The following is a 16,629-nucleotide window of genomic DNA, read 5'->3' on the forward strand; positions in this document are numbered from 1 at the left end:
CCGATACAGGTGCACCGCCGCAGTCCAGCTTCTCCTCCTCACGGAGTATGTCGCGCGTGTATACACTCAGCGTATAGTCGCGAGCATGGAATCCAGACTCACTCTCCTCGGCCTGCTCAGTGCCGGACCGGGTCACGGCTACGACCTCAAACGCTCCTGGGACCACTGGTTCGCCGCATCCAAACCGCTGGCCTACGGGCAGGTCTACGCCACGCTCGCCCGCCTGGTGCGCGACGGGCTCATCACCCAGGTCGAGTCCGAGCCCGGCGCCGGCCCCGAGCGCAAGCGCTACGAGGTCACCGATGCCGGCCGCGAGACCGTCGAGCAGTGGCTGCTGACCCCTGTCACTCCTGCCGGCGACGTCCAGGCCGACATCTTCGCCAAAACCATCATCGCCCTCATGCTCGACGACGACGCCGACCGTCTCCTCGACCTCCAGCGCGCCGAGCACATGGCGCGCATGCGCGAGCTGACCCGTCTCAAGCAGGACGGCGACCTGCGCACAGTGCTGCTGGCCGACCACGCCCTGTTCCACATCGAGGCCGACCTGCGCTGGATGGAGACCACCGCGGCCCGCCTGGGCGAGCTGCGGACGGAGGTGCGCTCATGAGAGCCGCCATCAGCACCGCCGCCCACGCATCCGCCGGCGCCGAGTCCGCTCCTGGACAGGGCGGGGCGCGCCTGCCGGACGAGGTCCTCATGCGCGCCCGCGGCCTGGAGATGAGCTTCGGGCAGACCCGAGCGCTGCGCGGCGTCGACCTGGACCTCCTGGCCGGTGAGGTCCTGGCCGTCACCGGCCCATCGGGCTCGGGCAAGTCAACGCTCCTGCACGTCATGGCCGGGGTCCTCGTACCCGATGCCGGAAGCGTCGGCTACCACGGAGGCAAGTCGCCTGGAGGCGGCGCGACGGACGTCGCTGAAGACATCGCTGTGAACATCGCTGCGCTCGACGAGGCCGCCCGCAGCCGCCTGCGTCTGAACGAGTTCGGCTTCATCTTCCAGTTCGGCCAGCTCCTGCCGGACCTCTCCGCCCTGGACAACGTCACCATCCCCCTGCTCCTGGCCGGCGCCCCGCGCAGGAAGGCCCTGGCCCGGGCCCGCGAGACCCTGGTCGAGCTGGGCCTGAGCGAGCACCTGGACAAGCGCCCCACCCAGCTCTCGGGCGGGCAAGCGCAGCGGGCCGCAGTCGCACGGGCGCTGGTGACCAGTCCGCGCATCCTCTTCGCCGACGAGCCCACCGGCTCCCTGGACTCCCTGGCCGCCGAGCGGACCATGGAGGTGCTGCTGGCCTCGGTACGTTCTCGCGGCGCCAGCCTGGTCATCATCACCCACGACGCGCGCATCGCCGCCTACGCCGACCGGGAGGTCACCGTACGCGACGGCCGCATCGGCTCCGGCACCGCGCAGGCCGGCTCCGGCCCGAGCGAGCCCAGGCACGCCGCCACCGGGGGCCGGTCATGAGCCGCATCGCCCTGACCAGGCTGCTCGTCGCCAACGACCGCTCCGCCCGGCGCCGCCTGGCCGGGATCGTCGCCGGCGTCATGGTGGGGGTGGCGCTGTTCCTCATGCTGCTGGCCGCCGCCCAGGCCTTCCCCGAACGCAGCCTGCGCTCCAGCTGGGCGTCCACGGCCCTCCTGCCCGGCGTTTCCCAGCAGTCGAGCCACACGGACCTCCAGCCCGACCACGTTCTGAAGGACAGCGAGCTGGCCGTCGCCAGCAACCTCGACACGGTGGGCCCGGAGACGATCACGGTCCTGCAGGTGGCCCTGCCGGAGTCGGGCACCACCTCGGTGAGGATCCCGGGCTCCGACGTCGTGCCGAAGCAGGGCGAGTACCTCGCCTCACCGGCCCTGGCCAAGCGCATCGCCTCCCTTCCAGCCGACCAGCTCGGCGACCGCTACGGCAAGCAGGTGGGTGTCCTGGCCCCCGACGCCGTCGAGGGCCCGGACTCGCTCGTGGCCGTCATCGGGACGGATCTGGGGACCGTGGCCGCCTCTCAGTCCCACATCCCTCCCCAGGTGGTTACCGCCTTCACGGGTATTCCCTACGAGAACGAGGCCTATCGGATCGCCATGCTCATCGGCGCCATCGCGGTGCTCGTGCCCGCGCTGCTGCTCGTCGGGATCGTCACCGACCTGGGGGCGGCGCAGCGGGCCGAGCGCTTCGCCACGCTGCGCCTCATCGGGGCCACGCCCCAGCAGGTGGCCCGCACCGCGGCCCTGGAGATCGGGGCCACCACTTTCGTCGGCGCCCTGGCGGGTGTGGCGCTCTACCTGGTCATGATTCCCGTGGCCGCGCAGATCTCACTGGGGTCGAGCCGCTTCTACTACTCCGATCTGCTGCGCTCACCGGTCAACGCGGTCCTCGCCGTCGCCGTCACGACGGCGGGGGCGGCGGCCGTGGCCTGGTGGCGCACGCGACGGGCCGATGTCGGCCCTCTGGGCGGGTCCCGGGAGCGCAGCGAGCGCCGGCCCCGCCTCATCTCGCTGGCGCCCGTGATCCTCGGGATGGCGGGGCTGGTCAGCACCCCCGCAGTGGCCCACCAGGAGTCCGCACTGACCATCTACCTACTGCCCATCTCCTTCCTGTGCGCGATGCTGGGGCTGCTGTGGGCAGGACCGGTCCTGACCTGGTGGGTGGCGCGAGGCGGTCGGGCGCTGGCCCGATCGGCGGCACAGGTGATCGGCTTCAATCGCATCGCCCGGCACCCCCGGGCGGTCTTCCGAGCAGTGGCGGGCGTTGTTATCGCCGTCTACGCCATGACGGTCTTCGCCGTCGCCATCACAGTCGCCGCGGGCACCCGCGACATCACTCAAGGCAACGGTCACTTGTCCCCCTCGACGCTTGAGGCCATCCCTGCGGTCAGCGACGAGGGCACCCTGGAGAGCGCCGTCGACCGGCTCGCCGCCGTCCCCGGGGTGACGACGGTCGCGGTGGGACGGATCAGTGGAGACTCCAGGCAGGAGGGTCGAGTCATCCTCGAGGCCGACAAGGCGGAGACCCTCGGGGCGCCGCACGTGGAGGCGCCTGACGGCGCGGTGAGCATCAGTACCCGGTGGCTGTATGAGAACGCGGCCGCCTCGCCGTCACCGGTCGGCGCCGAGGATCTGGCGACCGCCCGTGAGCAGGGCGCGCCCATTCTCCTCGTGGGCACCGACCCGGCCAGCCCCGGGGCCGTCGAGCGGGCCCGTACCGCCCTGGCCACCTCCGATCTCGAGCTGGGCGCCTCCCCCTCCTCGCCCAACTCGATCCAGAGCATCCAGGCCAGCGCCATGGAGAACCAGTTCGCCCGTCTCGGATACATCGGCATCCTCATCGCCGCGGGAATCTCCACGGTGTCGCTCGGGGTCTCGACGGTGGCGGCGCTCCTGGGCCGCAAGCGGGTCCTCGGCCTGCTGCGACTGGTCGGCATGCCGCCGGCGACACTGCGCTCCATGGTCTCCTACGAGACGGTACTGCCGGCGGCGACGGCTCTGGTCATGAGCATCGGCCTGGGATGGTTGACCGCGTGGTCTCTTGTCGGCGGGGTCTCGGGCCGCCATATCAGCTGGCCGGACGGCGGCTACTGGCTGGTGCTGGGGACGTGTCTGGTACTGGTAGCGGTGGCGACCCTGGTCAGTGCCCGCTACGGCCGCCGCATGCTGGCCAGCACCACCGTCCGATTCGAGTAGCAACGGCCGGTAGTGTCCAAATCGGTGACAAAGGCCTTGACCGGGCTCAGTTGCGGAAAAGAAAACCGCATGATTCCGCGGTTTCTTTTGGCGGAGTGATGGCCTCTGAGCTCCTTTGTCACCGATTTGGACACAAGTCCCTCCTTCACAGCCGGGCACCGGGGAGAACAACCCCCGGTGCCCGGAGCCGATCTGCGATAGAACAGGACCATGACCGCAGGACGGACCGATACGGCCACAGGCTCCTCCCCCGCGGCCTCTCCGAGGCCGCCGGTCCTCACAGCACCGGATCTCAGCCGCCTGCGCGACGGCGAGGCGGACGAGCTGGCCGCCGGCGAGATGGTCGAGGACCTGGAACTGGCCGAGGCGGACCTCAGCGGCGCGGGCCTGTCTGCGATCAGCCTGCTGAACTGCCGGTTCTCGGCGATCTTCGCCGACGACACCGACCTGACCGCGGCACGGCTGGTCGACTGTCGCCTGGAACGTCTGAACTCCACCTATCTTCACAGCCCGCGCTCGACGTGGCGCACGGTGGAACTCACCGGTTCGCGGATCGGCGCCTGGGAGTTCTACGACGCCGACGTCGAGTCCGTCCTCATTGAGGACTGTCGCCTCGGCTTCGCCAACCTCGCCGGGACCGGCCTGCGCGACGTCCTCATCCGGGGCACCAGGATCGACGAACTGGACCTGAGCGGCATCGAGGCCCAGCGGGTCCGTTTCGAGGAGTGCCGGGTGGGCACGCTGCGGCTGCGCGGCGGGAGCCTGAGCGACGTCGACCTGCGCGGGTTGGAGATGAGAGTGGTCGGCGGAGTGGGTTCCCTGGGCGGGGCCACCATCAGCGGCGAGCAGCTCACCGAGCTCGCGCGGCTCTTAGCAGAACACCTGGGGCTGCGGGTCGAGGACCAGGACCACGGACAGAAACCGATAACAGGGAGTAGGCGAGCATGACGCTACTGACATCCGATGACGTCCTCAACGTGAAGTTCGATAGCACGAGGCTCCGTGAGGGATACGTTCAGGACGAGGTCGACGAGTTCCTCGATGAGGTGACCACTACGCTGCGGGGACTTGAGGAGCGCCTTGGTGCGGGACCGGGAGCGACTTCCGGCTCTCACCAGGAGTCGGAGATACTTCTGACCTCCCAGGACGTCAGGAGCATTCGGTTCAAGACATCCAAGTTCCGAGAGGGGTACGAGCAGCCGGATGTCGACGCCTTCCTGGACACGGTCGTGGCCACCATGGAAGCCATGGAGGCACAACTGAACGGTGGCGCCTATGGAACGGGTGCGAGCGCGTACGGATCAGCGCCCGGAGCGTATGGGGATGCCGGCTACGCCACCGGGGCGGGAACCGTTCCGGGAACCGCCGGGGCGACGGGCGACCCGCAGTACGCCGAGGCGATCGCCCAGCGAGACCAGTACATCGCCCAGCTCCAGCAGGAGAACGCCTACCTGCGCGCCGAGCTCGAGTCCGCCCAGCGCCGCCTGGGGATGTTCGGCTCTTGAACACGCAGATGTCCACAACCGGGTCTGCCCTTCCCCAGAAAGGAGGAAGGGCAGACCCGGCGTCGGTAGGGACAGCGACTCCGCGCTAGAGCAGAGTCAGCAGATCTGGTTCTCAGCTCCGCTTGACCAGGGGGAAGGTGATGGTCTCGCGGATCCCCTGGCCGGTGAGCACCATGAGGAGGCGGTCGATACCCATGCCCATGCCGCCAGACGGCGGGAAGCCCTGCTCCATGGCAACCAGGAAGTCCTCGTCCAGGACCATGGCCTCGGGGTCGCCCTTGGCGGCCGCGAGCGCCTGGGCCTCGAAGCGCTCGCGCTGGACCACGGGATCGGCCAGCTCGGAGTAGGCGGTGGCGGTTTCGAAGCCGCGCACGTAAAGGTCCCACTTCTCGGTCAGGCCCGGCTTGCTGCGGTGGTAGCGGGTCAGCGGCGAGGTGTCCTCGGGGAAGTCGTAGACGAAGGTGGGCGCCCACAGCTTGTTGCCGACGAGCTCTTCGAAGATGTCCTCGACGACCTTACCGGCCACGGCGTAGTCGTCGATCTCCAGGCCAATCCGCTCGGCGTGGGCGACGAGCCGCTCGCGCGGGGTCTCCACGGTGATCTCCTCGCCGAGGGCCTCGGAGACGGAGGTGTAGAGGTCGATGGTGTCCCACTCGCCCGACAGGTCGTACTCGGTGCCGTCGGCGAGCGTGACGACCTCGCCGCCCTCGGGCAGGTCGAAGGCGTCGCGGGCCGCCTGCTGGACGAGGTTGCGGGTCAGGTCGGCCATGCCGTTGTAGTCGGAGTAGGCCTCGTAGGCCTCCAGAGCCGTGAACTCCGGAGAGTGGGAAGAGTCGGCGCCCTCGTTGCGGAAGTTGCGGTTGATCTCGAAGACGCGGTCGACGCCGCCGACCACGGCGCGCTTGAGGTAGATCTCCGTGGCGATGCGCAGGTAGAGATCCATGTCGAAGGCGTTCATGTGGGTGATGAACGGGCGCGCGGCCGCCCCGCCGTGGATGACCTGGAGCATGGGGGTCTCCAGCTCCAGGTAGTCGCGGCGGAAGAAGTTCTCGCGGATGGAGCGCACGACGGCGGCCCGGGTGCGCACCATGTCGCGGGCGGAGGGCCGGGTGAGCAGGTCGAGCTCGCGACGGCGCACGCGCTGCTCCTCCGAGAGCGTCACCGCCTCGCCGGCCTCGTTGGTCCAGGTCTTGGGCAGGGGGCGCAGGGCCTTGGAGGCGATCCTCCAGGCGGGGACTTCGACGTCGTCGTCCCCGGCCGTGGCGGTCTCGGCGCCCTCGCGCAGGACGGGCTCGGCCATGACGGACAGCTCCCCGCGGCGCGAGGAGATGACGCGGCCGTGGACGAAGAGGTGGTCGCCCAGGTCGACGTCGGCCTTGAAGGCCGCGAGCGCGGTGTGGCCCTCTGCGGGCAGGGCCTTGGCCGAGAGCATGGCCTGCAGGGTGGCGCCTGCTCCGTCCTGCAGGGTGACGAAGCACAGGCGGCCGGTGTTGCGCAGGAAGACGACGCGGCCGGCCACGCCGACGACGTCGTCGGTCTCGTCCCCGGCCTCGAGGTGGGAGTAGGCCTCGCGCACGGCGGCGATGGTGGTGGTGACGGGCACGGAGACCGGGTAGGGGTCCCAGCCCTCGCCGCGCAGGCGCTCGCGCTTGCCGGCGCGGACCTCGAACTGCTCGCCCGGGCCCGGATCGGCCTTGGGCTGCTTGGGCCGGTCCGCCGAGCCGTCCGAAGAGTTCGGGGCCTTCGGAGACTTCGGGGACTCGGTGCCGGCGGGGGTGTCGGTGGCGGTCGGGTCGGGGCTGGGGGTGGTCTCGTCTGTCACGTGAGGGAGTCTAACGGCGCCCGCCCGCCCCGGCCGTCCCTCGGGGCCCGACGACTCCCGCACCACACCCGATCCTGGTCACACCGAGTGGCCGGCGGGGCGGGGTCAGGCTCGGGCCTCGGCCAGGGGGATGCCGGAGGGGCGCAGGCCCTGGAGGCGGGCGACGTCGGAGTCGACCGCCACCTGGCCGGGGTCTGTGCCCCGCTCCACGATCCGGTTGGCGGCGTCGACGAAGACGACGCGGGGCAGGTAGGTGCGGGCTTCGTCGTCGGGAATCTGGGAGTAGGCGATGAGAATGACGACGTCGCCGGGACCGACCAAGTGGGCGGCAGCACCGTTGACGCAGATCTCTCCGGCGCCGCGCTCGCCGGGGATGACGTAGGTGGACAGGCGATTGCCGTTGGTGCAGTTGCAGATGTCCACACGCTCGCCGGGCAGCAGGTCAGCGGCCTCGAGCAGGTCGACGTCCACCGTAATCGAGCCGACGTAGTCGAGGTCGGCCTGGGTCACGGTGGCGCGGTGGATCTTGGACGTCATCATCGTCCGGGTGCGGGCGCTCATCGCGGCACAGCGTAGACGGTGGGGAGCCCGGCGTGCTGTACGGCGCGGCACAGGGTGAGCGAGTCGACATGCTCGCGGGCAGGTTCCCGCGCGGTGCCTACGGGCGCAGGTCGATGAGGGTGTTGTCGATGAGGCGGGTGGTTCCCACGCGGGCGGCCACGGCCAGCAGGCCCATGGGCGCAGGGCCCTCCTCCGCGTCCTCTCTCACCGGTGCGCTGCGCGGCAGGCCGAGTCCGGCGTCGGTCAGGTCCTCGAATCCGGTGGGGTCGACGAGGGCCACGTAGTCGACCTCGATGCCGTCGGATGCCTCCAAGGACGCCAGGGCGGCCCGGCGGATCGAGGCCGGGTCGGGGCGGGCGCCGGAGGCGGCCGCCTCCACGGCGACGTCGCGACCGGCCCGCAGGGCGCGCGAGAGGGCCAGGGCCTGCTCGCGCTGCTCGGGGCTGAGGTAGGCGTTGCGCGAGCTCATGGCCAGGCCGTCGCTCTCGCGGCGGATGTCGACCGGCACGATCTCCACCGGGACGGCGAGGTCGCGCACCATGGCCTCGATGATCGCCAGCTGCTGGGCGTCCTTGCGGCCGAACAGCGCCCAGCGCGGCGAGGTCAGGTGCATGAGGGTGAGCACCACCTGGCACACGCCGGCGAAGTGGGTGGGGCGGGTGCGCCCCTCCAGGACGGTGGCAATGGGGCCCGGGTCGATGCGCACCGATGGCTGCCCGGCCGGGTAGATGACTTCCGGGGTGGGCGCGAAGACGACAAGGCGCCCCACGCCCAGGGCGCCGTCGACGCCGGTGAGGGTCCGTGTCAGTCCGGCCAGATCCCCCTCGAGGTCGCGCGGGTAGGAGTCGAGATCCTCGGAGGGGGCGAATTGGAGGGGGTTGACGAAGATGGTGACCACCACGGTGCCAGCCTGCCCGACGCGTCGAGCGGCCTCGCGCACGAGGTCGAAGTGGCCCTCGTGGAGGGCGCCCATGGTCATGACGACCGCGCGGGGGCCCGGAGCTGCGGCCAGGGCGGCGGCGAGCTCGGCGCGGCTGCGGGTCAGGGCGGCCGCGGCGCCGGCATCACCGGGAGTGGCGAGGCTCGAACGAGGGGCGGGAACGGGCGTCTGCGCGGGTTCGGTGCTCACGCATCCCACGCTAGTCGCCCCGCGGGGGCCGCGCCGAATCCGCGGCCGCCCGGCGCGGACATGAGAGCATCGGGGCCATGAGTGACCTTGACGGCGCGAGTCCCGGCGGCAGTGGCAGCGGGCGCCCGGGCGCGCCCCCGGGCCGGCCGGGCAGGCTGGGCATCGGCATCATCTCCGCGGGGCGCGTCGGCGCGGTCCTGGGCTGCGCGCTGCGGGCGGTGGAGCACCAGGTCGTCGGCGTCCATGCCGTCTCCGAGGACTCGCGCGAGCGCGCGGAGATGCTGCTGCCGGGCGTGCCGGTGCTGGAGGTGGAGGAGATCGTCGAGCGCGCCGAGCTGGTCCTGCTGGCAGTACCGGACGATGCGCTCGAACCGCTCGTCCAGGGCCTGGCGGACCTCGGCCGCTGGCAGCCAGGCCAGCTGGTGGCCCATACCTCGGGCCGCTACGGCGCGGGAGTCCTGGCCCCCGCCCAGCGCTGTGGGACGATCCCGCTGGCCATCCACCCGGCGATGACCTTCTCCGGGTTCTCCACGGATGTGGCCCGGCTCGTCGGCTGCCCGATGGCCGTGACCGCGCCCGCGGCGGTGCTGCCCATCGCGCAGGCGCTCGTCGTCGAGCTCGGCGGCGAGCCCTTCGCTCTGGAGGAGTCGGCGCGCCCCGCCTACCACGCGGCCCTCGCGCACGGCGCCAACCATCTGCTGACCGTGGTGACGCAGGCCGTCCGGGTGCTGGCTGCGGCCGGTGTGGAGGACGGCGCGGCCACGCTCGGTCCCCTGCTCGCGGCGGCCCTCGACCGGGCCCTGCACGAGGGCGAGGCCGGGCTGACCGGCCCGGTCTCCCGGGGCGACGCCGGCACGGTGGCCGCCCACTTGGAGGCGCTCTCCTCCTTGCGCGACGGCGAGGGCCACGGGCTCGACGACGTCGTCGCCTCCTACCGGCAGCTGGCCGCCGCCGCCACCGAGCGCTGCGAGGCCGCCGGGCGCCTCACCGCCGAGCAGGCCCTTCGTCTGCGCGAGACCCTGGCCCCTGGGCAGCTGGAGCACTGACGCTTGGGGGCTCGGCGGTCTGCGTGGCGGCGACGGCGCGCGCGAGCCATCGGTCGAGCTGCTCGGCGCTGGAGCGGCGCAGCGCCCGCCGGCTGATCTGGGCCGCGAGCTCCTTGGCGTCGGCGGCGTCGAGGTTGGTGATCCGGGCGGGGACCTCGTGGGCCACCATGTCGAGGTAGAGGGAGGCCAGCGCCCGCCTGCGGGCCAGCGGCCCCTGTTTGAGGGCCAGGGACTGAATGCGCTCGTAGGGGAAGACGGCCGCCCGACGCCGCCAGCGCCCGTGGCGGATGATGACGCAGGTGTCGGTCAGGATGACGGCCGCCCGACGCCACGTCAGAGGGCGGAAGACGCGTCCCCGGCGGCTGATGCGCACGAAACCGCGGGCCGCCGAGCCCGCCGGTGCCTGCGGGTCGCCGACGCCGTCATCGTCCCAGCCGGTCAGGACCTGACTCAGCAGCGCATCGGGGTCGGGCACGCCCAGGTCGGGGACCACGAGCCACAGCGCGCGCAGGGCCGTGTCGCGTGCTCCCACGGGCAGCAGCATGTTGCCGGTCTGCCGGTTCTGGCCATCCTGGGGCCGGTCCTCGCGGCCGGCGACGGTAACCTCCACCTTCCACCAGTCCTTGCCCCGCCACAGGATGGGCTGGGTGAGCCCGACGCCGTGTACCCGCCCGGGCGGCAGCGTCCGCGAGGTGTCGGCGGTGAGCCCGTAACGCATCCGGATGCCGCTGGGGGTGGCCGCGGCCTGGAAGTTCCAAGCGTTGTTGAATCGGGACCATACAAGTCCCACCACGCCGACGAACGTGGTGATGAAGGACGAGACGATCGTGACCGCGCCGCCGGAGGGCATGGCGCCCAGAGTGACGGCGAGGGTCGCGGCCACGATCTGGGAGATGATCAGCAGGAGAATGAGGTACGTGGTGATGCTGCGCAGCAGGGCGCCGATGAGGACGCCCACCTCGACGCCGTAGAGCGGATGCTCCTGGTAGTTGGAGGCCCACAGATGGGCGGGGCGCCCGGACTCGGAGGCGCCCGAGGGACGTTCTTGAGCGCGCTCACCCGCCTCGCCCTCCCCCTCACCGGTTCCGGGGAGCTCGACCCGACCGGCGGCCAGATCGAGGATGCGATCGTGCAGGGCGTGGAGCTCGCGAGTGGTCAGGTACCCGATGACGATGCGCGATCCCCTACCGCCGGCGACCTCCACAGTCAGTTGTCCCAGGCCGAAGATGCGTCCGAGCAGGGGGTGGACGACGTCAACGGACTGGATGCGCGGAAGACGGGCCGTGCGCAGCTTGCGGCTGAGAATTCCCGAACGCAGGTAGACGCCGTCGGCGTCCACGGCGTAGGAGCGGCGCCACCAGCTGAGCATGCCGAACACCGTCCACAGGAGGATCACCCCGATAAGACCGGTCAGGTAGTAGCCGCTCTGGCCCCACAGGGAAAAGCCGTGCTTGCGGGCGATGCGGTAGGCGCGAACGAAGTCGTCGAGATTCTGGACCGTGACGAAGGCGAGGATGCCGGTGACGATCTTCCAGCCCTCCAACAGCGGCGTGACCACGTTGACCCGGTGCCAGGTGACGTTCTCGGGCAGGGGCAGGTCCCGGGAGCCGGTGTCCGGCACGGATTCCTCATTGGCCTTCCGGACGGTCCCCGGGCGGCTCGCCCACCCGGAGCTCACAGTCCGGCCATCCTCTCCTCGCCGCGCCGGGACAGGACCTGGCGCAGGTTCTCGGCCTCGGCCACCGGCAGCCCGTTGATCGTGGCGTCGGTGCTGGCCGAGGCCGTGTGCAGCCTGACCTCGGCGATACCCATCCACCGGGCGAGCGGCCCCTGAGAGGTGTCCACGAACTGCATGCGTCCGTAGGGGGTGACGGTGATGGAGCGGAACATGACGCCGTGGCGCCACAGGAGGTGGTTGTCGGCCAGGGCGTAGCCCATCGCCCGCACCTGGCGCGGGATGAGCCAGGCCTGCCAGATGAACAGGACCGCGAAGAGCGCCGCCGGGATGAAGAATCTGGGATCGACGATCACGCCGGGGATGACGAAGCCGATGACGAAGACGGCGCTGACGATGCCGGCCCCCAGGAGGCGAGCGGTGATGAGACGGGGCGAGACCGGGTGGAAGACGACGCCGTCGGGGGCGAAAGGGTCGGTGCCGGTCGACGGGTGCGAGCCAGCCCCGGGGACAGGCCCGGGAACCGCGGCGGGGGCCGGATCGGTCATGCGGGGGCTCCTGGTCCTTCAGGGGCCCGCCCGGAGGAGCCGGTCGAGCCCTCGTCGTCGCCGTCTCCTGAGATGGAGCACCACTGCTCGACGACGAAGCCGACGACGCACCATGCCAGACAGGCGATGAGACATCCGATCGAGGTCCAGGCCAGGTGGGTCATGGCCGGGGATCGGGGCGTCACCAACGCCAGGATGAGCCCACCGGCGTAGACGCCCCCGAGCACGGCGCCCACAATGGCCGAGGCCTGGGCAGCGGCTGCCGTCGTGGCGGCGCCGGTGAGCGTGATCCAGGTGCGCTCGCGCGCCCGCAGCCGCCGCACCGCCAAGCCGCATACGAGGACGATACCGGCGATGACCAGTGCGGTCACCGCTCCCCAGGGGGTGAGGACCGGGACCCAGCCGAGGTGGCGCAGAAGGAGGTCGCCGGCCACCCAGGAGGCCACCGCCGCGGCAATGAACCAGGTGACGGCACTGGTCCAGCGGGTGCGCCGCATCAGAGGTCCTGGCGGGGCCCTGTCCCCTGGGCGCCTCCACCGATGACGTCGTTCCACTGCAGCGGGGACTGCCAGGCGTCCCCCTCGGCGTCATTCTGCTGGGGCTGGGCCTCGGTTGCGGCCTGCTCCTGCTGACCGGGCGCGTAGCTTGCATAGCTGCCGATGTCCTGCTGGTCACCGGGGAACCCGCCGGTACCGGCGACCCGGCCGGGGGCGTAGCCGCCCTGTGAACCAGTCGCCCCGGCCACGCCAGCGGCCTCGGGGGCGGAGGCCGCCCGGTAGGGCGAGTCGACCTGCGGGGCCTGGCCGGACCAGGCGCTCGAGTCGTAGGAGGAGTCGAACGGTGACTGTTCGAACGGCGCCTGCTCGACCGGCGCCTGAGCGCCGAAGGGCTGGCCCGAGGGGGCGGGACCTGCGGTGGCGGGCGAGCCGCCGGAGACGCTGCTGGCGTAGTCGGCGGCCAGGGAGGCGTCGGCCGCGGAGGACTCGTCACGGGTGGCGTCGTAGACGAGCTCCGGTCCGGCATCGCCGGCGTCCTGCTCCACCGGGGGCTCCACGTAGGGGCCGGTGGGCTTGTCCGGCAGGGAGTCGGAGTCGAGCCAGTCGAAGGCCAGCCACCGCAGGCCGCCGCGGTCGGGGGCGTTCTCGGCGAGCTCGGACACCGAGCGCCCGGCCAGCTCGGCGAAGGGGTCGGCCTGGCTCCACGGCACGAGGACGAAGGCGCGCTCGGCGGCACGCGGGTGCGGCAGGGACAGTGCCGGGTCGGCGGAGGCGATGCCCTCGACCTCGATGAGGTCGACATCGAGCGTGCGCACGCCCCACGGCTCGGTGCGCACCCGCCCGGCGGCGTCCTCCAGGGAGTGGCAGACCTCGAGCAGCTCACGCGGGGAGAGGGTCGTCATGGCCACGACCACCGTGTTGAGGTAGTCGGGCTGGGGCTCGGCCCCCTCGGCGACGACGGCGACCGTGCGGGCCAGTGGCGCCACCTGCGTGACCTCGATGCCCTCGGCGCTCTTGAGGCTCTGGACGGCCGTGCGCAGGGACTCCACGACGCTGCCGACGTTGGCTCCCAGGCCGAAGACGACGCCGACGGGGCGGGCGGGCCGCTCGGCGAGCGGGTCGATCGGGGCGGCGGGGGCCGCCGCTGCGACCGGAGCGGCGCCGGGGGCCGCGGTGCCCGGGAAGTCAGGTTGCGCCGTCGCCGAGGCCGCCGGAACGGCGTAGGAGGCGTCACTGGAGTAGGAGAAGTCCTCGGAGTAGGACGGTGCGGCACCCTCCTGGCTCACGGCCCCGGGGTACTCGCCGGGCGCGGCGAAGGGGCTGGACTCGGGCTCCACCGGCGGCTGGGAAACCGGGGCCGCGCCGATGCCGCTGGCGGCGGCCAGATCACCGACGCCTCCGGTCTGGCCAGGGAAGGCGTCCTCAGCCGCCTCGTCGTCCACGACGCCGTTGTAACTCGCCCCGCTGTAGGAGCCGGTACCGTTGTGGGTACTGGGCACGCCGAGGAGGTCCACGGGGCTGTCAGCAACGGGCGTGGCCTGATGCTCGGCCTCCTCGGAGGAGGCCGCGTGACGGCCCTCGCGGGGCAGCTGGATCGGAAGCTCGCCCGCGGTGGAGCCGGGCCCGGCCGAAGCGCCGGCCTGAGCGGGCGCCTCATCGGCGTAGCTGAAGGCGGCGGGCTCCGGTTGCGCCTCGGGGGCGGCGGGGGCCACGCCCAGCGCCTCGGCCGCCAAGCTCACGAAGCCGTCGGCTCCGGCGGTCCTGCCCGCCGAGGCCGATGAGGGGGCGCTGGTCGTGGGGGTGTCGAGTGGGCCCGACGCGACGGAGGCGTCCGCCGCCGCGCTGTAGGACTCCGAGGCCTCTGCGGCCGCCGGGAACCCGGGGGCCCGGGAGGAGGCGGGCGAGGGGGCGGAGGACTCCGTGGCCCAGTCCGGTACCCAGGACTGCGTCGCCGCACCGGCCCCGCCGGAGACGTCGGGCTCGGCTGGCATCGGCGTGGGGATGGAGGGCGCGGCGGCGGCGAAGGGCGAGCGGGCCGGCACCTCGAGCGGCGAGGCGGGTGAGGGGGTCGGGGTGATGGGCGGCTCGGGAGTCGGCACAGCGGGCGCAGAGGCCTCGGCGTTCCCCGGGAATGAGGCGCCCGTGAGATCGGGAGCCCCGGAGACCGGGAGCGCAGCCGGAATCGCGGCGGGAGGCTCGTAGGCGGGGGCGGCGGGCGAGGAGGCGGCCATGGGCGAGGCCGAGGAGGACGGCGTCCCGTAGGACTGGGCGGAGGCGGCGACCGGTTCCTCGCCCTGGGCGGCCCAGGCGGCCTGGCTGGTGGCGGGAGACCCGCCATGGCCCGCGGCGGCATCGGCCACCCTGTGGATGGTCACCGAGACGTCCTCGAAGGCGACGTCGAGGGGTGCCTCGGGCTTGTGCACGGTGACCTCGGCGGCCACAACGCGGGGGAAGGACAGGACCCGCTCGGCGATCCTGTCGGCCAGGGACTCGATGAGGTTGACCGGCTCCCCCTCGATGATGCTCACGATGCCGTTGGCCACCCGGGAGTAGTCGACGGCGTCAGTCACCGAGTCGGTGACGGCGGCGACGGCGGTACCGCGCTGCCCCAGGTCGAGGACGACGTCGACCGTGAAGAGCTGGCCCTCCTCTCGTTCGAAGGGCAGGACGCCGTGGTGGCCGCGGGCGGACAGGCCGATGAGGCTAATCCGGTCGGTGGTCGCGGAGACGGTGGTGCTCACTGGTGTTCCTTCCAGAGGGAGGCGGTGCGGACGGCGGCCCGGTTGACCGGGACCTCGTGGACTCTGACGGCCCAGGCGCCTGCGGCGGCGGCCAGGGCGGTGGTGGCGGCGGTGACGGCGTCGCGCTGGACGGGGGTGGCCCCTTCCTCGGCGGCCCGGGCGAGGAAGCGCTTGCGGGAGGCCCCGATCAGGAGGGGCCGCCCCAGGTCCTCGATGAGGCGCGGGGTGGCGGCCAGCAGTTCCCAGGACTGGGCGTGGGTCTTGGCGAAACCGAGACCGGGGTCCAGGATCACCTGGGAGCGGTCGACCCCAGCGGCGTCGAGCTCGGTCAGGCGCTCGCGCAGCTCGGCCTCCACCCCGGCGACGACGCCGCCCGGGTAGTCGGTGAGCCGGTCCATGGTCTCGGGGTCTCCGCGCCAGTGCTGGCAGACGTAGACGACGCCGGTGCGGGCGATGAGCCCGTGCATAGCGGGGTCGGCCAGCCCTCCGGAGACGTCGTTGATGATGTGGGCGCCGGCGTCGATGGCGGCCTCGGCGGTGGCGGCGTGGATGGTGTCGACCGAGATGATCGCGCAGCCGGCGGTTCCATCGGCGCCATCGGCCCCGTCAGCGACGAGTGCGCGCACGACGGGCAGGACGCGGGAGATCTCAGTGTCGACGTCGACTCTCCGGGCGCCGGGGCGGGTGGACTCCCCGCCGATGTCGATGATGTCGGCGCCCTGGGCGATGAGCTCGCGGGCGCGGGACACGGCCGCCTCGGGGTCGGCCCAGCGCCCGCCGTCGGAGAAGGAGTCGGGGGTGACGTTGAGAACGCCCATGAGGAGCGTTCGGTCGCGGGGCACGCGCCCCGGCAGGGGTGCCGGGGCGGCGGCGGGAAGAATCGTCACGGGGTCAGGCTAACGGTTGGTCCGGCACTGTGGGAGGACCGAAACATCTTCAGCCCGCCGCAAACTGAGAGCCGGGACACGCGAACCGCCCGTTTGGACGCCGACGGCGCCGCGATTCGCGCCCCGATCCGCACCACCACCAGGGTCGGCCCTCGGCTCTTCGTCGGGTTCGTCATGACAGGCCGGTCGCTTCAACCGGTTCACCTGCGACGCTCCGCCCGCCCGGCGTCGGACGCCCTCCAGCGGGACTGATTATCGGCAGCGGTCGAATCTCATCCTAAAGGCGGAGACGCCACTGCAGTCCGTCCCTTCGGCGCATTCCGGTTCTTCTCCACGATTTCTAGCCTTTAGGTATCCACCCATCTATCACGGGACCGCATGGCGTACCGGCCGCGGCTCCCGCCAGGAAGGAAGAGAAACACTATGCCGCACCAGATTCCACGCATCAGTCCCACCGTCAACAAGGTGGTTGAGGCCCGCGCGCTGCGCAAGGTCTATGGCGAGGGCGACGCCCAGGTCGTCGCCCTGGACACGGTCAGCCTCACCA

14 protein-coding genes are annotated in these 16,629 nt (G+C 71.9%); 6 read left to right on the forward strand and 8 right to left on the reverse strand.

The window, feature by feature from the left end:
• Window positions 1–85 precede the first annotated feature (85 nt).
• From FK256_RS10570 to FK256_RS10590, 5 genes are all read left to right on the forward strand, one after another.
• Window positions 86–610: a PadR family transcriptional regulator gene (locus FK256_RS10570; protein WP_021609883.1), complete on the forward strand. Its 525-nt coding sequence runs from the start codon at window positions 86–88 to the stop codon at window positions 608–610.
• Window positions 607–1,461: an ABC transporter ATP-binding protein gene (locus FK256_RS10575; RefSeq protein WP_141424739.1), complete on the forward strand. Its 855-nt coding sequence runs from the start codon at window positions 607–609 to the stop codon at window positions 1,459–1,461. The genes FK256_RS10570 and FK256_RS10575 overlap by 4 nt, the downstream gene beginning before the upstream one ends.
• Window positions 1,458–3,671 (forward strand): ABC transporter permease, encoded by a 2,214-nt coding sequence (locus FK256_RS10580; protein WP_141424740.1) that lies wholly within the window; start codon window positions 1,458–1,460, stop codon window positions 3,669–3,671. Before FK256_RS10575 ends, FK256_RS10580 begins: the two co-directional genes overlap by 4 nt.
• Before the next feature lie 210 nt (window positions 3,672–3,881).
• Window positions 3,882–4,619 carry a pentapeptide repeat-containing protein gene (locus FK256_RS10585; RefSeq protein ID WP_141424741.1) on the forward strand — a complete coding sequence of 246 codons (738 nt, stop codon included), beginning with the start codon at window positions 3,882–3,884 and terminating at the stop codon, window positions 4,617–4,619.
• Complete coding sequence (locus tag FK256_RS10590) at window positions 4,616–5,176, forward strand: DivIVA domain-containing protein (RefSeq protein ID WP_141424742.1); 561 nt, start codon at window positions 4,616–4,618, stop codon at window positions 5,174–5,176. Before FK256_RS10585 ends, FK256_RS10590 begins: the two co-directional genes overlap by 4 nt.
• 112 nt (window positions 5,177–5,288) lie before the next feature.
• Here FK256_RS10590 and FK256_RS10595 read toward each other — a convergent pair whose 3' ends face one another.
• The 3 genes from FK256_RS10595 to panC form a co-directional block, all read right to left on the reverse strand.
• Complete coding sequence (locus tag FK256_RS10595; protein ID WP_141424743.1) at window positions 5,289–6,998, reverse strand: lysine--tRNA ligase; 1,710 nt, start codon at window positions 6,996–6,998, stop codon at window positions 5,289–5,291.
• Between the two features lie 105 nt (window positions 6,999–7,103).
• Complete coding sequence (panD, locus tag FK256_RS10600; RefSeq protein WP_141424744.1) at window positions 7,104–7,559, reverse strand: aspartate 1-decarboxylase; 456 nt, start codon at window positions 7,557–7,559, stop codon at window positions 7,104–7,106.
• 97 nt (window positions 7,560–7,656) lie between these two features.
• On the reverse strand, window positions 7,657–8,697 hold the full coding sequence (gene panC / locus FK256_RS10605; protein ID WP_141424745.1) for a pantoate--beta-alanine ligase: 1,041 nt from the start codon (window positions 8,695–8,697) through the stop codon (window positions 7,657–7,659).
• 68 nt (window positions 8,698–8,765) lie between these two features.
• Between panC and FK256_RS10610 the strand changes: the two genes are divergently transcribed.
• Window positions 8,766–9,734 carry a Rossmann-like and DUF2520 domain-containing protein gene (locus FK256_RS10610; RefSeq protein ID WP_141424746.1) on the forward strand — a complete coding sequence of 323 codons (969 nt, stop codon included), beginning with the start codon at window positions 8,766–8,768 and terminating at the stop codon, window positions 9,732–9,734.
• Here FK256_RS10610 and FK256_RS10615 read toward each other — a convergent pair.
• From FK256_RS10615 to folP, 5 genes are read right to left on the reverse strand one after another with little or no spacing between them, the layout of a single operon-like run.
• On the reverse strand, window positions 9,673–11,412 hold the full coding sequence (locus FK256_RS10615; protein WP_141424747.1) for a PH domain-containing protein: 1,740 nt from the start codon (window positions 11,410–11,412) through the stop codon (window positions 9,673–9,675). The genes FK256_RS10610 and FK256_RS10615 overlap by 62 nt on opposite strands.
• Window positions 11,409–11,957 carry a PH domain-containing protein gene (locus FK256_RS10620; RefSeq protein WP_141424748.1) on the reverse strand — a complete coding sequence of 183 codons (549 nt, stop codon included), beginning with the start codon at window positions 11,955–11,957 and terminating at the stop codon, window positions 11,409–11,411. Before FK256_RS10620 ends, FK256_RS10615 begins: the two co-directional genes overlap by 4 nt.
• On the reverse strand, window positions 11,954–12,454 hold the full coding sequence (locus tag FK256_RS10625) for a DUF3180 domain-containing protein (protein WP_009234916.1): 501 nt from the start codon (window positions 12,452–12,454) through the stop codon (window positions 11,954–11,956). Before FK256_RS10625 ends, FK256_RS10620 begins: the two co-directional genes overlap by 4 nt.
• Entirely contained in the window at window positions 12,454–15,195 is a 2,742-nt protein-coding gene (gene folK / locus FK256_RS14775; RefSeq protein WP_141424749.1) for a 2-amino-4-hydroxy-6-hydroxymethyldihydropteridine diphosphokinase, read from the reverse strand. The genes FK256_RS10625 and folK overlap by 1 nt, the downstream gene beginning before the upstream one ends.
• Complete coding sequence (folP, locus tag FK256_RS10635) at window positions 15,192–16,082, reverse strand: dihydropteroate synthase (RefSeq protein ID WP_141424750.1); 891 nt, start codon at window positions 16,080–16,082, stop codon at window positions 15,192–15,194. Before folP ends, folK begins: the two co-directional genes overlap by 4 nt.
• Window positions 16,083–16,629 lie beyond the last annotated feature (547 nt).

Source organism: Actinomyces johnsonii (assembly GCF_006546835.1).
In the GTDB taxonomy this organism is placed as follows: domain Bacteria; phylum Actinomycetota; class Actinomycetes; order Actinomycetales; family Actinomycetaceae; genus Actinomyces; species Actinomyces johnsonii.

Excerpts from the sequence above, each read along its gene's own strand:
- FK256_RS10570 (WP_021609883.1), top strand. The coding sequence starts at position 86 with ATGGAATCCAGACTCACTCTCCTCGGCCTGCTCAGTGCCGGACCGGGT.
- FK256_RS10575 (WP_141424739.1), top strand. The coding sequence starts at position 607 with ATGAGAGCCGCCATCAGCACCGCCGCCCACGCATCCGCCGGCGCCGAG.
- FK256_RS10580 (WP_141424740.1), top strand. The coding sequence starts at position 1,458 with ATGAGCCGCATCGCCCTGACCAGGCTGCTCGTCGCCAACGACCGCTCC.
- FK256_RS10585 (WP_141424741.1), top strand. The coding sequence starts at position 3,882 with ATGACCGCAGGACGGACCGATACGGCCACAGGCTCCTCCCCCGCGGCC.
- FK256_RS10590 (WP_141424742.1), top strand. The coding sequence starts at position 4,616 with ATGACGCTACTGACATCCGATGACGTCCTCAACGTGAAGTTCGATAGC.
- panD (WP_141424744.1), bottom strand. The coding sequence starts at position 7,559 with ATGAGCGCCCGCACCCGGACGATGATGACGTCCAAGATCCACCGCGCC.
- FK256_RS10610 (WP_141424746.1), top strand. The coding sequence starts at position 8,766 with ATGAGTGACCTTGACGGCGCGAGTCCCGGCGGCAGTGGCAGCGGGCGC.
- FK256_RS10620 (WP_141424748.1), bottom strand. The coding sequence starts at position 11,957 with ATGACCGATCCGGCCCCCGCCGCGGTTCCCGGGCCTGTCCCCGGGGCT.
- FK256_RS10625 (WP_009234916.1), bottom strand. The coding sequence starts at position 12,454 with ATGCGGCGCACCCGCTGGACCAGTGCCGTCACCTGGTTCATTGCCGCG.